Origin of the sequence: Devosia sp. LC5, assembly GCF_000735585.1 — a bacterium.
In the GTDB taxonomy this organism is placed as follows: domain Bacteria; phylum Pseudomonadota; class Alphaproteobacteria; order Rhizobiales; family Devosiaceae; genus Devosia.
In genome coordinates, this window is the sequence record NZ_JNNO01000007.1 from 40,752 (window position 1) to 55,681 (window position 14,930).

Sequence of the window (14,930 nt, forward strand, 5' to 3'; positions counted from 1 at the left end):
GCTCATTTGGCAAGGCAGATGGGTCTGTTGATACCTTTGTGGTTTAGGCGTGTCTTGGAGATCCAAATGCATAACAAGGGCCGGCTCGCTGGCCGGAATTGGCTTGCGCAAATTGGCCTATGTCGTAAGTCGCCGTGGGAGCCCGTGCGAGGGCACGGGATCAGGGTGAAGGCCCGCAAATCGCCACTTGGATGCGCGCGGTCCCAGCAGCTCGGGTAACAGGCGTGTGGGGGTATGCACGGCCGCCTAGCGAACAGACAGGAGCGAATTGGGGTTCATCGCTGGCACCGGCCGGTGGGCGCGAGCGTCTCGACCGCTCGGACGTCGCATCCGGTGGTGAGGAATACCTGCCAATCGCTTTCCGAACCGAAAAACGCATTGCGGTCCACGTCACCGCGTACACCGCGTACGATACCGGTCTGCGTCCATTGCCAGAAAGTCCAGGTGCGGTTGACGTACCGCTCCTGCGGTTCGTTTGCGGTGGAGCGTAGCCAAAACATGTTGGGGAACGACTCGTTTTCCATGATGTCGCGATGGAAATTGATGTCGGTGTAAATGACCGGTAGCTTTCCGGTATGCCGCTCCATCGCGTCAAGCATGAGCCTGACCTTGGCCAGTGTGTCCACGCGACTGGCCTTGTTTGGACAGCGCGAGCCGTTCTGCCATTCGAGGTCCAGCACTGGGGGCAGCGCGTCGGCGTCATTGGGTACCATCAGGGTGAACCATGCAGCCTGCTCTTCCGCTGAAGAACACCAGTTCATGAAATGATAGGCGCCGCGGGGCATGCCAGCCTGCCGGGCCCCATCCCAGTTGCGCAGAAAGTTTGGGTCGATATAGTCCTTGCCCTCGGTCGATTTCAGGTAGACAAACCTAATACCGTCACCCTTTGCAGCCGCGAAGTCCACGTTCTCCTGGTAACGGGCGACGTCAATACCCTGTATCGGCAGGGCGCGTGCGCGATCAACCCCGGAATGGGGACGGCTATCACCTTGTATAGGGTCATAGAGACCCGCGCCTGAGGAGCATGCTGAGAGCACAGCAGCCAGAAACAGGGCAGAGAGCCACCCTCTTTTTGAGTATGGCAGCTTCACTGTACGGCTCCACTGGTCAAAGCGATAGGAAAGGCGATCATCCCAGTCGCTAAGGCTGCGGGTGGCGGCACTCGCAGGCCAACAATCTCAGATGTTTTGGCTTCACGCTTCGGAGCTCACCTTTCCGGCCATATCGAACTCGCAGACGTCGTCGCGAAAGCTGACTACTCCGTTTCGGTTCGCCCAAGAGGAAATATAGGTAGTGTGGATTTCCACGGGAGTTCGGACATGCCATGTTTGACGCCGGTGTATTCAGGCCCCGATGTCCTATCCGTATCTTGAGTCATCTTCGACGCCCGTAACATCGTGCGCATTATAGCGGTCTTGTTTCGTCAAGGTCGCGGGTAGTTCGACGGGTGCCTCATCACTTCTCACAAGCAATCCCGCTCCTTCAAATGCCTCCAAATCAGGCAGATCACGCAACGTATCGAGCCCGAAATATCCCAAAAACCCCTTGGTCGTCACATAGGTGAACGGCGCCCCCGGCGTCGGGCTGCGCGGCCCCGCAGTGATCATGTTCTTGTCCCGCAGCGCCCCGATCACGTCCCGCGACACCTCCCGGCCCAAGATTTCCGACACCCCTGCTGTCGCTTTCCATTTAATTCTGCGAATCCGACCTCAACGATTTCAGTATGTTACTCGCGCACTTAATTTGAGAATGAGCCGTTAATTTGCGAATCTGCCTTGGCGTTTGTCATTTAATGTGAGAATGGGGACCGCGGTGTTTCTCTCGCGAGCTAGCCATGACCGACCCTTTCCCCGACGAGATCGACCAGACGCTTTGGGACGAAGCGTGCCGGCGGGCGGATGCGATCCGCAACTTCCTGAAGGGCCATCCTGACGGCACCACGTCCCGCGACGTTGCGGAACTTGCAGCGGAATTGGGTCTCAGCCAGGCAACGGCATATCGTTTAATCAAGATGTTTCGCCGCGGCGGAACTGTCCTGTCGCTGGTCGATCGCAAACGCGGCCGGCCAGAGGGGCACCGTGTCCTCGACGATAGGCGAGAACAAGTCATCCGCGCCACAATCAGCGCGTACTACCTGAAGCGAACCAGACCGAGCATTTCGCAGTTGGTCCGGGACGTACAGACAAGCTGCATTTCGGTTGGAATGAAACCGCCGCATCGCCGGACGATCGTGGCTCGCCTCGAGGATATTGACCTCCAGAAGCGCGCCCGGCGCCGCGGTGAACAGAAGATCGTGAAGGAGACAACGGCTGTCCCCGGGACTTTCAGCGCTTCCCGCCCGCTGGATGTAGTCCAGATCGACCACACCAAGGCCGACGTCTTCGTCGTCGATGAAGAGACCCGGCTGCCACTCGGCCGACCATGGCTGACGCTGGCGATGGACGTCTGCAGTCGTATGGTGACCGGTTTCTATCTTACGATGGACGCTCCGTCCCGGTTGTCCACCAGCCTGTGCCTGCTCCATTCAGTCTTCGACAAGTCGGCATGGCTGAGAGAACGCGAAATCACGGAACCCTGGCCTGTCGCCGGTTTGCCAACAACGATTCACGTCGACAACGGCGCAGACTTCCGCAGTCGGGCGTTCAAGCGCGGATGCGATGATGCTGGCATTGCGATTGACTGGCGCCCCCCGGGCGAGCCGCGCTTCGGTGGTCACATCGAGCGTTTGATCGGCACGCAGATGGGAAAGCTGCACCTTCTGCCCGGCACGACATTCAGCAATGCGCAGGAGGTCGGCGAGTATGACTCGAAACGGCATGCGGCGCTGACCCTGCGTGAGCTCGAGCGATACATTGCACTCGACATTGTTGGCTCCTATCACCAGTCAATCCACGGTACCCTGGCCCGCCCGCCGATTGCAGTCTGGCGGGAGCACGAGGGCGAGATTCCACTCAGACTGCCGCAAGATAGACTCCGCTTTTGGCTCACCTTCTTACCCGAGCAGGAACGCACTTTGCGGCCAACCGGCATTCACATGTTCGGCCTGCGCTATTGGTCCGCAGCCCTCAGCGCCGACGTCGGACGTTCCGACCGGCGTCTGCTTGTCAAATACGATCCACGCGATATGGCGCGCGTCTTCATTAGGCGGCCTTCAGGAAACTTCGTGGAAGCCCGCTATGCAGATCTGACGCTGCCTTCGGTCACCCTGCACGAAGCAGTGACCGCCCGGCGGACCCTTTTGGCGAAAGGCCGCCGTGAGGTCGATTCCCGCGCCATCGTACGCACCGTCATCGCGCAGCGAGAATTGGTCGAGGCGGCAGCCAAGAAGACTGCGTCCGCACGACGAGGGAAAGCGTTATCGAAATCGAAAGTGGATGAGCGGGGATGGGGCTCGCTCCGCGGTGTCGACTCCAGCAAACCTGTACCCTTTGTTGAGGATACAGATTGAGCTGGAGTGAACATGAACGATGAAGCTGCCCATCTGACCACTGGCGCCGCGGCGCTACTTGCTGAAACCGACGAGCGGCGCATTCGGGCGATACGATCACGTCGATGGGTACTCTACCCACGCGCCAAACAGGCGCTCGACCGGCTGAGCGCGCTCCTCGATCACCCACGGGGCACGCGTATGCCCTCAGTCGCGATCTACGGTGACAGCGGCATGGGCAAAACCATGATCATGAAGCGGTTCCGTGACAAGCATCCACCAAGCTTCAACGCGGTGGACTGGTACCTTGAAGACACCTGTACTTGCCATGGAAATGACCAGCCGGCCTGGCGAGCGGCGTTTCTACGCCGAACTCCTCACTCTACTCGGTGCACCGCAACGCCCGCGCGCCGACATCGCCCGGATGGAACAGGCCGCTCTGCGCATCATGGAAGCCATCGGCGTGCAGGTGCTGGTCATCGACGAGGTACACAACATCCTCGCAGGCTCCTATCGCGAGCAGCGCATTGTCCTCAACACCCTGCGGTTCCTCAGCAATCGTCTCCAGATCTCGCTCGTCTGCTTCGGTGTCAATGAAGCGCGTGAGGCCATCGGCGGCGACGTCCAACTTGCCCGGCGCTTCGAGCAGTTCACCCTGAACAGGTGGGCAGCCAACGAGCAGTTCGAGACCCTGATGGTATCGATTCTGCGCAATACGCCTTTGCGCAGACCCTCCGTGCTGACGCCGAAATCGCTGCGGCGAATTTTGCAGATCACCGAGGGCATCACCGCCAACATCTTCCACATGATCAATAGCCTCGCCATTGAGGCCGTCGAGAGTGGCCGCGAGCACATCACTGACGAAGCTGTCGAAAACTGGGAACCGGAGTTCGATACTGAGGCGGCATTCGCGTGATGGAGAACACACCGGCGCGCCAATTGCCAGTGAGGTTGCCGCCCTATTCAAGTGAACTCCTGTCGTCCTGGATCGGCCGGCACGCCGCGTTTTATGCGGTTCCGCCGCTGATCATGCTGCGGCATTGCCTGTCGGAGGCTCCCTCATTGCGAGCGGCCGATCTCCATCTGAGCAGTGATCAGGAAGCCCGCTTGGCCAACATCTTTGGCACCGAGCCGGCAGCGGTACATCGAATGACCTTCGCAAATGTCGCGCAACCATCGCGTCGGCTCATTGCAACGCGGCCAACGCAGTTTTGCGCGACCTGCAGCCCCGGTGGCGCTGAACCGGCGCCGGTCCTGCGAAGCCAACTGCTGGGATGGCGCATCACATGCCCGTTGTGTGGAGAGCAACTCAGGGATGCGGGCGCGCGCAAACTCCCCTCCCCTTTCCAGCCGTATCGCGCTGCAGCTGTTCGTGGCGAAAAGCTGCTCGACGATGAGGCCGAACGTGGCATCCGCACCTGGACGTCGCCAGCCGACATTGCTCGGCTGCTGCTGATGCGACGGATTCCGAGACCTATACCCCACGAGCATGACCTTTGGCGGTTCCGCGTGCTCGGTGCCATCATTCCCGATCTCGACCATGTTGTTGCCGAGCAAGAGGAGTACCTACCCACACCTGCCAAGCCGATACTGCCACTTCATCTGCGGCCAGCGCTGCTGGCAGGAATTGCGATCGTAGAGCGTGCCGGACCGGAAATGCTGCAAATGCTGCGTGGTCACATGATGGGGGACAATAGGGTCCGATTCACAGACGCCGTAGAAGGCCTGATCGCCCAAGTGCGCAGGCCAAAAGCTTGTTCACAGATGCAGTTAATTTGAGAATCCAGCACCGACCATTCTCACGATTTAATGCCAAATCAGTGCCGAACCGGAGCATTCTTACAATTAACTGCCAAGCGACAATGCCCTCATGGGCGTCCGAGACCACCAGCTTCACCCCGCGCAGACCACGCCGCGTGAGCTTGCGCAGGAACTCGGTCCAGATTGGCTCGGCTTCCGAAGTGCCGATCTGCATGCCAAGGACCTCGCGCCGGCCGTCGCTGTTGACGCCGATAGCCATGATGGCGGCCACCGAGACGATGCGGCCACCCCGGCGAACCTTGAGGTAGGTCGCATCGATCCACAAATAAGGCCAGTCGCCTTCGATGGGGCGATCGAGGAAGGCTTTGACCTTGCCGTCAATCTCCTCGCAGAGCCGGCTCACCTGGCTTTTGGAGATGCCGCTCATTCCCATGGCCTTGACCAGGTCGTCGACCGAACGGGTCGAGATGCCCTGGACATAGGCCTCCTGGATCACCGCCGTCAGCGCCTTCTCGGCCAGCCGCCGCGGCTCAAGGAAGCCGGGGAAGTAACTGCCCTTCCTGAGTTTGGGAATCCGAAGCTCGACGGTGCCGGCCCGTGTCTCCCAGTCCCGGTCGCGGTAGCCATTGCGCTGCGCCAGGCGCGCGGCGCTCTTTTCACCATAGCCGGCGCCGGTGGCCGCACCCACCTCCAGCTCCATCAGTCGCTCGGCAGCAAAGCCTATCATCTCGCGCAGAATATCGGCGTCGGGGGTCTTCTCCACCAGCGTGCGCAGGTTCATCATATCCTCGGTCATCGGTCGTCCTCCGGTATCAGGTTGGTGTAAGCAACCAGACCCTACCGGAAAGCGCCGATGACTACCGTGCTACTCAGCTACACCACGTCTGGGGACACGACCCTGCACGTTTTCAGTAAGGCTGATTTCCGTCGCCTCGTCCGCATTGCGCACCTTACATTCGATCAGCCGATCGTTGGCGCAATCGCCGCTTTCGACCAAATGGGTAAGTGCAGCAAACCGGCGTCCGCCAGCGGTAACGAAATAGCGGCCACGCTTTTCGCCGGGTCGCACGACGATGTTTTGCAAAAGCCCCTCGGCCTTGATCGATGCGGCCAGTTCGGCAACGCCATCGGCACGGTAGTTCTTCCGCACGTTCTTGGGGTCGCGATCCAGCTTGTTTAGGGCGATCATCTGAATATCGGTCATAGCTTCTCTCCTGTTTTCCCTTTTCCCGCGAAGCGGCTTTTCCTGCCCGAAGGGGCAGGAGCCCGCTCCTGCTCCCGAGGTGTCGCCGGGGAGACCGGGGGTGAAGGGGGCAAGCGGAAAGAGGGCAGGGGGGACCACCCACGCGCAGCGCGGCCAGAACGGATCTCGCGAAGCGGAATCCGTGTCGGCCGTCCTGCAACGAACGGATGCGCGCCGGTCTGCCGGCGCCAGGAGTAAGTGAAGGATGGGGGATGCGCTCTTTCCGCTTGCGGGGAAAGGCGGGCAGAGCCCCCTATCCCCCTAAACGGGGCAACTCGGCCGCCATTGGCGGCCACCATGATCGGATAGCTTCAATGAACCTAAGTGATCGGCTTACGGGTATTCGCCACGTTCGATCATTTCGTTGGCACGACGAATATGCCCGCGAGCTCCTGAACGCCGTCCCGCCGCCTGATCAAGCCACAGCCGAAGACCCGTCGGACGTTCGCCCGCCATGCCCGTGCTGCGGCGGACGCATGATTGTCATCGAGATCTTCAAACGCTGGCGTCAGCCCCGCGGACCGCCAAATACGGTGGCAACGAACCGGGAGAATGCACCATGACCCCGCATGGCTTGCTCTCCATATGGCCTCTTCAAACCAGCGGCGGCCAACGAGATGGCTTGCGCCATGCCGAATGGCGATCGCTCCCAGTCGGACAAGCGCACACCAGAACGCCTCAAAAAGCTCTGCGGTCCAGCCCGCAAGCAACGTCGGCGAACCGATGGGGCCAATAAACGCTCCTCAAGCCGCTCACTCCTGGGCAGCCCTAAAATACAAAATCCCATAGCCCAAACCATGCCGACCGCGGGTTCCTGCATGAGGGGCTTTCGTACGCCTGACGGCACCCGAAAACCTTCACCATTTTTGTCGTCTACCGCTGGCGGCGAATTTACCAAGAGCGGACGCAGCCGATGTCGCCTATTTGCGGTTGACCAATGACGCTTGGGTCGCCAATTTTGCAGTTGCGCGGCCTGCGCCTAACCTCTTAAGGGTCCGGATCGGAGTCGTTGAGGTCGAGCTGGTGCTGTCGTTTGGCCGACTGACCCGCGGCTCACGCGCTTGCCACCGCCCAGTCGCTGGCAATCGACGGCGGCCTGAGCTACGACTGATCCTCATTGGCAGGTGCCGTGCCCATCTTCGCGACGATGCTCTTTTGAACGGCGCCCAGGAGTCCGAGGAACTGACGTCTTTCGTCTGCTGTGAAATTGGCCACGGAATCGTCGACGACCTGCTTGGCAAGCGGCAAAAGCAGCGGTTTGAGGTCGCGCCCCTTGTCGGTTAGGAAGATGTTAATCTTCCGGCCGTCCTCAGCGTTCCGCTCACGCCGGATGAAGCCGGACCGTTCCATAGAACGCATTGCGGTTAACGTAGTCGGCTCCATAGTACCGACCCGGTGCGAGAGTTCGCGCTGGGTAAGGCCGTCCGCTTCCCATAGTACACGTAGGAAGTACCACATGCCGAGAGATACGCCATAAGGTCCGATCTTCGACTGGAGGTAGCTCTGGAATAAGCGGTGCGTTGCTCTGATTTGATAGCCAAGGCTTATTTCGAACGGTAGGAGATGGCGATTTTTTGACATCAAGACTTTCCAATACACAATTGGGCCATATTGAGTGATTTTTCATGGAATGAGGACCCTGTTTAGGGGGTAATTTTCGTCCAGACGGGGGCCTGACTCAATCTCGCTGCATCTTCGGCTCAGGTGGTACCAATGAGACGCGCTTGGAGCAGATCGAGTTGGCGCGGCCGTACATCTGCCGCTTGATGAGTTTGAGCTTGGTGATCTGACCTTCGGTCTGGCCATTCGACCACGGAGAGACGATGGCGTTGCGGACGGCATCGATATCCTTTTTGACGCCGTTCGCGAATGATCCGACGAGACTTGTCTCGGCGTCCTTCAGCCAACTATCCAGTTTTGCGGCCGCCTTCGATCGGATCATCGTCTGAAAGTCGTCGATCAACGTTCGCGCGGTGGTCAGGTCAGGAACGTTGCTCTCAATTGCTGCGACCAGCACGGCGTCTGATTTGGACAGGTCGTTGCGTGCCAGCGTCATCAGCCTGGCGATGCTTCGCGCCGAAGGCGTGCGAGCAAGCGCGCTTTGATTGGCCCTTTCGGCAAGACGCCGCCGTCGCACCCATTCGGAGACTACACCGATCTGGCCGCGAAAGCCTTTCTCGCGCATTTCTCGCCAGAGCGCCGAGGCGTTATGCGCGCCTTGCTCCCAACGGCCGTCGAGCCACGGGAGCCATTCCTCAAGCGAGCTCTGGCGGACGCGGAACACGTCGGAGCTTTGTCCGCGCAAGACACTACGGACGAGCTTGCGGCTATGCCCGCTGCGCTTGACGATCTGCTTGATCGGCACACCCTGCTTCGACAGCGCGAGAATGGCCTCGTTCGTCTCATGCCGGCGTAGATATCCTTCATATTGCAGCATTCGGCATAGGTCAGAAGCTTCGGATCGATAATGGCGCTGCCGACAGCCTTTCGGATTTGACGCATGGATTTGCTGACCGCGTCGAGAAAGGCGCGACTGGCGTTTTCCATGAGATGCCAGCGGTCGGCCACCTGATCGACGTTAGGTAGCGCTGGCGATCGCCTCGCCATATCCACCGCCCCTGTCGCGTGCCACGGTTGTGATAGAAGGATGGTCTGAGAGCCAGGCCTGCGATGTCGCCTGCTCGCGATCGGGAAGCAGCGTCACTGGCCCGCGCCGCTCGAGATCGCAGACATTCGTCCCGTATCGCTGGCCGCGGCGAAATGCGAAGTCATCGATGCCGATGATGGCGAGTTTATCACGCGGCTGTTCAGTCCGTCGCCGCACGAGACGCAACAGGGTATCGTTGCTCACCGGCATCATCAGGCGATCGGCAAAGGCCGCCGCCGGTCGGCCGCCCAACGCCAGCCCCGGGTGATGCACTATCGTCTCAAGGCGTCCGGTCCTTCGCGACAAGGGAGCCAATACATTGTCGCCAAACCGCTCCGCAAAGATTCGGTGGTTGCAAAGAACGGCATCGCACCAGAAACGACGAACCATCACCCGTAGGACAACACGTCGGCCAGCGACGGGCAGATCGGTAGCTTGCCGCAGATATCGGCTCTGGGTTCGGCGTGAAGCAGTTCCACAACACGGACATATCGCCGAAATCGCCGAGGCCCGTACGTCAAGAAATACCCAATCCGTGTCGATCTGCGCATGATCGACGACAAAGCCTGCCGGCACCAGTCTCGTTGACCCGAATCTCCGTTCCATCGCGCTGATTCCCTCTCGAAAATTGCGCGACATCAGCCTTCACAAGCAGCGAGATTGAGTCAGGCCCCCGTTTGGACGAAAAAATAGAGTCCCGATGGCGTGGTCTTTGACAGGACTTATGGGTAACTTCAAGGCTTTGGGCACCAGACGCCCCATAGGCGTGCCCAATACAGTCGGCAGGCACCCGGGCTCGATTACCTCCTCGATCAAGCGTCAGCTATGAGCTGATCGCGACCAGCGCCACGCCGATCGTGGCGACGATCGACGCAATGATGATACGCATATTTGGCTTAGCTTCGGTGCGCAACACGTAGGCGGCCAGATAGGCGCCGATAAACACTTCAAGCGAGCCGATGACGGCCACCACCGCGACGCCGGCATTCTGGAGCGCGAAGAATTGAGATGTTTGGCCAAGCGACATGCTGGCCGCTGCAATAAACTGCCACCGCCCGGTGTCGCGAAACAAACCCCTGAACGTTTGCCTGTATCGCTTGTTGAAAAGCGCGGCGGCGAGGTGCCACACAAGCCCCGTAACCGCTCCCACGAATGCACCTAAGGCCGGGTCCGGCAGATGTCGCATAGCAATTTTGCGCACGACAAAGGAGGCGCCGTAGGATGCCGCCGAAGCGGTTCCTAGCATATGCCCAAGCCGCAACGACGAATAAGCTGAAGAAATGGGCCCAAGGTCGCCTGCCGGCTGACGCAGTTTGAATTCGCCCGAAGCAACCGCCTGCGGCGATCTGTCGAAGAGGACGATCATCAGGCTGGCAACCGTGATGACCATGCCGGCAATAGCGAGTGCGGCGATCGTTTCCCCGAGAACGGCGAACGCAATCAATGCTGCGAAGAGGGGAATGAGCCGGCGGAACAGACTAGCATTGATCGCGCCAGCCAGCGCGACCGACTTGAACATCATCGTCCGACCGATGACTGTGGCAAGTACTCCCCCGACGACGAAGATCGCGATGCCCAGCCACAGCCCCTCTGTGCACAGTCCCTGTTCATAGGAGGGGCTGATGACGAGCCACAATACGCCGGAGAGAAGGCAGGTTAAGACGATCGAAAGTAAGGCCCCATTGTCGCCGCGTTTGACTTTGGAGGCCTTGGCGATTGCCGCGCTTGCCGTTCCGAAGCAGAGCGCGGCCAAGAAGGCGAACCCCGCTCCGATCATGCGTGCTGCGCCGCGAAGGGAATCATACCGCGACTGAATCCACCCTTGTGTCTACGCCGCACTTTTATTGGCCTACAAGGTTCACAAGGATGGTTTTCTCTTGCCTAAAACTTGACAGGTCGTCGACGCTTTCCTCGCGTCCGATACGCCGGCGCGCGCCCTCAGGCATGACAGAAAGGATGAAGTTCACTTCGCGGTCGAAATGCGCCTTCGAGATGACTTGGAAGGCTGAGCTTACTATGTCCGAGGCAGCCGTCATTCAGTTTCTCTTAGTTTGGCAACATTCGGCTCGCGCCCTAGTCGAATGTTGCGCCCCTGGCCACGCTTGCGAAAGTGGTCAGAGGCGAGATTGCAAGCTTGACGCTTAGCGACCCGCGTCCAAGGTCGGCGGCGCCGGAACGCGAATGAAGGGAAGCCCACCCTTTCGCTTCCACCACAGGCCAGCGATGAGCGCAAGCACGATGATCGGAATGGCAAGCCACAGATAAGGCGACAGCGCGGCTGCACCGAGCGCCAGACACACGATCCGCACGACAGCATTCATCTTCACCTCCACCGCAAGTGCCAGGAGCGTTACGGCGACAATGCCGCCGAGGGCTGCGACCGTGATCTGCAGGCCGCTTCCCTGCGCCAGAAGCGCCTCGTTCCAAACAAAAAAGAACGGAATGATGAACCCTACAGAAGCAAGCTTTACCGATGTGGTCGCAATCTTCATCGCATCCTCGTCGGCAATCGCCGATGCAGTAAAGGCGGCCACGGCAACGGGAGGTGTCAGCGCGGACAGGAGTGCGAAATACAACAGGAACATATTGGACGAAAGTACTGGCAGACCGCTGGCCGCAAAGGCCGGACCAACAAGCACAGCCGCCAAGATGTAGGCGCTCGGAGTCGGCATCCCGAGGCCAAGAATTATGGTGATACCGGCACCGACCAAGAGAAGCATGATTGATCCCGAGCCCGCGACAAGCAGGACGAGACTGGACGTCTTCAGCGCCAGCCCAGTCATCGTCAAGCCGCCGATGACGAGTCCAGCGGCAGCACAGGCACCCACGACCGGCAACATTCGTAGCGTCGTCTCGCCCAAGCCTTCCAGCATTTTAGTCGGAGTCATGCGGGTCTTTCGCGTGAAGAAGGATGCCACAACCAACGCGATCGTGCCGTAGACGGCGACATAGGTAGGCGTATAGCCCAACAACAGCGCGATCATGATGACGATGAGCGGCACAATGAACACCCACCCGGTCTTCAGCGTCTCGAGCACCGGATCAACCTCGTCGACGCCGCGCAGCCCCTGACGCACGGCACGAAAATGCACCTGCAGATAGACGCCTAGATAATAGAGCACGGCCGGTATAATGGCAGCGAGCACGATGTTGCGGTAGTCAATGCCGGTGTACTCGGCGAGAATGAATGCGGCCGAGCCCATGACGGGCGGCAGTGCGGCACCCCCGGTCGATGCGGCAACCTCGACCGCGCCTGCAAAGCGAGGCGTGTAACCAAGACGCTTCATCATAGGGATCGTCACCGAACCGGTCGTTGCTACGTCCGATGTCGGGCTGCCGGAAATCATACCGTACATGCCAGACGACACGACCGCAATCTTCGCTGGTCCGCCTGGAGATTTGCCGGTTAACGCGGCGGCCAGTTGGAACATGAAGTCGGCACCGCCCGTATGCGATAGAAGTGAGCCGAACATGACGAACAAAAACACATAGCTGGCCGCCACTTGGATGGGAACGCCGAAGACACCGTCGGTGGTGAACATCAGCGTGTCAATGAAGGAACCGAAATCGATGTAGCCATGACCGAGTGGTGGCGGGATCAAATGGCCCCACAGATTATAAGCCATAAAAACGAGAACAACGACAGTTAGACCAAGCCCCGTCGTGCGTCGCGTGGCTTCGACCGTCAGCAACAGAAGAACCGTGCCGAAGAAGAGCATATACGGCGAGAGCGGATTAAGTAGCGTAATGTGGTTCACGAGGTCGGAGCGGATCATGTAGAAATAGATGCCGCAGGCAAGGCTGGCTGCGCTCAGCAGCCAATCGAGAATGCTTGGCCGCTCACTGCAATCGCGCGTTGCGCCCACTGTCAGGAATAAAAGCGCGAAAATGCCGCAGACGAACAGGATGCCGATCAGCAACGCGTCGGGTAGCGCAAAGATATTGCCGTAAACTACGCCAAGCGCAACGACGGCCGCCGCAGAAAAGAGAGCAGTGCGGGCAGCGCCGTTGAATGAACGGCGCCGGCCCGTGCCCAGAAATCGGCCGATACCAAGGGGTTTTAGATTCATTGCATCAGGCCTGCTTCGCGATAGGCGCGGATGGCGCCATCATGGAATGGGGCCGCCGTCTCGCGCGTCAGCAGTTCATGATCGAGCTCGGCCATCGCGGGATGCACCGAACGGACGGAATCGATGTTATCGATTAGCGCCTTGGTCAGTGTATAGGCATCCTCTTCGGGCATATCGGCGCTGGCGATGAGAACGGCACCGAGTGCCACGGTTTCGACAGGCTCAGGCTGGTTCTCATACGAGTTCGCGGGGATGGTGAAGTTGCCGATCGAGAACTGCTCTGCGACCTTTGCCCGGACATCCTCCGGAACGCTCAGAATCTTAATGTCAACCCCGTTCTCGATTTCTCGGATGGAGCTGTGCCCAACAAAGACACCGTTGGTATAGATGTCGACGCGGCCGTTCATTAACAGTCCGCTTTGCTCCGATGAGCCCGCCTGGATAGTCGCGCCGCCCCATGCTTCGATCGAAGCGTCGTCAGCGCCAGCCGCTTCCATCATAGCCGTGGCCACTTGCCCGGTAATGTTGCCTGCGCGGTTCACCGTAATGCGCACCGGCACCTGCTTCTCGGCAAAATCCGTCAGGGTCTCGATACTATGTTCATCCGCAAATGATTTCGATGCGATGAATTGCATCGGTGCCCAATCATACAGATAGCCGATTGTGCGAAGGTTCTCGATCGGCGCTTCGAACGGCTCGCCTCCTTGAACAGCAATGGCAAGCTCGGCATCATGGATAAGACCAATATGAGCACGGCCCTGGCTGATCATGGCGGCATTGGCAAATCCGCCGCCGGTGGTCTGATACGTCACGGTTGAGTCGGGCTGCGTGCCCTTGAGCGCTGCATCGAGCCCAGCCCCCAGGAGCGTCCACAATCCGCCGGGGCTCGCGCCGGCCAGCGTCAGGTTGAGCGATTGGGCGTTCGCCGGCACTGCTGCCAGCGCGCTGATGGCAACTGCAATTCCAATTGAACGCATTCTTGAAGTGAACATGGTTTCCTCTCCCATTATAATCTAGGTTTCTGCCTATAGAGCTCCGTTCCACCTTCTCTCCCTGCAGATTTGCACGTCGCGCTACGGACAGATGGTCACCTGTACGGCAGGCGGAATGTGTGGTCTGCTCATCGGAGCAAAATACTTACATGTCTAAGCTATGTCCATTCTGTGCCATGCGTCAATGCCGGCCACCGGATAAAACGCTCGTGCCAACAGTCTTGTCGACCCGACACTTGTGAATTTTGGCCAGAAGTTTGCTCCGTAGGCGTGACAGAACGAAGCCTCGATCGCGGCTACGGGCGATTAGGTTTAGTTCGCGGCAGCGAGGCGCCCCAGAAATGCGCTTACGGTCAGCACCTCGCGCAATGGGTAGTCTTCGGTCTCCCCACCCGGATGTTCATCGTAGCGCAAACCGTCACCGTCCCAGAACCACCAGTAGGCAATATCGCCGTGCTTATCGCGGATCGCCATCCTGAAGGTCGGGAAGATCTGATCTCTTGCCGGAATGTCGGCCTGGGCGACCTTCTCACCAGCGAGCGCGCCGCGAGCTATCGCACCGCCCAGAGGGATCATTGCGGTGAACACGCTCGGTTGTGCCGCCAGATCGTCAAGGTTGTCCGGCCGGTCCTGAAAAAGGCCCGGCAATGCGCGCACGACCTCCGGATAGGATGCATGTCGATGCGTGACCTGAACATAGGCAAGGTCCGTCTTCGTCTTGATCTCGACGACGTCGCCCGGCTGAAATTCGTTCATGTTCGTTCTCCCAGAAGGTGCTCTGTCCGAATCG

10 protein-coding genes and 4 pseudogenes are annotated in these 14,930 nt (G+C 59.4%); 3 read left to right on the top strand and 11 right to left on the bottom strand.

The genetic code is table 11. The features are described 5' to 3' along the window. Nucleotides 1-275: 275 nt before the first annotated feature. Together FF80_RS04960 and FF80_RS04965 are read right to left on the bottom strand one after the other, a co-directional pair. Nucleotides 276-1,091: a GH25 family lysozyme gene (locus tag FF80_RS04960; protein ID WP_035098144.1), complete on the bottom strand. Its 816-nt coding sequence runs from the start codon at nt 1,089-1,091 to the stop codon at nt 276-278. Nucleotides 1,092-1,358: 267 nt separating this feature from the next. After that, nucleotides 1,359-1,670: pseudogene (locus FF80_RS04965) on the bottom strand (SMC-Scp complex subunit ScpB); the annotation flags it as partial. A gap of 164 nt (nt 1,671-1,834) precedes the next feature. On the opposite strand from FF80_RS04965, the gene FF80_RS04970 reads away from it, so the two are divergent. From FF80_RS04970 to FF80_RS21270, 3 genes and pseudogenes are all read left to right on the top strand, one after another. Beyond that, a complete protein-coding gene (locus FF80_RS04970) occupies nt 1,835-3,448 on the top strand; it encodes a Mu transposase C-terminal domain-containing protein (protein ID WP_035098146.1) in 1,614 nt (537 codons plus the stop codon). A gap of 12 nt (nt 3,449-3,460) precedes the next feature. Continuing rightward, a pseudogene (locus FF80_RS04975) lies at nt 3,461-4,343 on the top strand (TniB family NTP-binding protein). Then, entirely contained in the window at nt 4,343-5,206 is an 864-nt protein-coding gene (locus FF80_RS21270; RefSeq protein ID WP_081917258.1) for a TniQ family protein, read from the top strand. Before FF80_RS04975 ends, FF80_RS21270 begins: the two are co-directional and overlap by 1 nt. Before the next feature lie 76 nt (nt 5,207-5,282). On the opposite strand, the pseudogene FF80_RS04985 reads toward FF80_RS21270, so the two are convergent. The 9 genes and pseudogenes from FF80_RS04985 to FF80_RS05030 all read right to left on the bottom strand — a co-directional run. Continuing rightward, nucleotides 5,283-5,984 (bottom strand): annotated as a pseudogene (locus tag FF80_RS04985) (IS256 family transposase); the annotation flags it as partial. Nucleotides 5,985-6,053: 69 nt separating this feature from the next. Then, complete coding sequence (locus FF80_RS04990; RefSeq protein WP_052153186.1) at nt 6,054-6,392, bottom strand: ParB/Srx family N-terminal domain-containing protein; 339 nt, start codon at nt 6,390-6,392, stop codon at nt 6,054-6,056. Nucleotides 6,393-7,532: 1,140 nt separating this feature from the next. Continuing rightward, nucleotides 7,533-8,012 carry a MarR family transcriptional regulator gene (locus FF80_RS04995; RefSeq protein WP_052153187.1) on the bottom strand — a complete coding sequence of 160 codons (480 nt, stop codon included), beginning with the start codon at nt 8,010-8,012 and terminating at the stop codon, nt 7,533-7,535. Between the two features lie 119 nt (nt 8,013-8,131). After that, nucleotides 8,132-9,684: pseudogene (locus FF80_RS21280) on the bottom strand (ISL3 family transposase). 217 nt (nt 9,685-9,901) lie between these two features. Then, entirely contained in the window at nt 9,902-10,855 is a 954-nt protein-coding gene (locus FF80_RS05010) for a DMT family transporter (protein WP_035098151.1), read from the bottom strand. A gap of 64 nt (nt 10,856-10,919) precedes the next feature. Further along, nucleotides 10,920-11,114, bottom strand: a complete 195-nt coding sequence (locus FF80_RS05015) for a hypothetical protein (RefSeq protein ID WP_035098154.1) — start codon at nt 11,112-11,114, stop codon at nt 10,920-10,922. Nucleotides 11,115-11,219: 105 nt separating this feature from the next. After that, entirely contained in the window at nt 11,220-13,148 is a 1,929-nt protein-coding gene (locus FF80_RS05020) for a TRAP transporter fused permease subunit (protein WP_081917259.1), read from the bottom strand. Further along, nucleotides 13,145-14,140, bottom strand: a complete 996-nt coding sequence (locus FF80_RS05025) for a TAXI family TRAP transporter solute-binding subunit (RefSeq protein ID WP_052153188.1) — start codon at nt 14,138-14,140, stop codon at nt 13,145-13,147. The genes FF80_RS05020 and FF80_RS05025 overlap by 4 nt, the downstream gene beginning before the upstream one ends. 312 nt (nt 14,141-14,452) lie before the next feature. Beyond that, nucleotides 14,453-14,896: a hypothetical protein gene (locus FF80_RS05030; RefSeq protein ID WP_035098158.1), complete on the bottom strand. Its 444-nt coding sequence runs from the start codon at nt 14,894-14,896 to the stop codon at nt 14,453-14,455. Between the last annotated feature and the right edge of the window lie 34 nt (nt 14,897-14,930).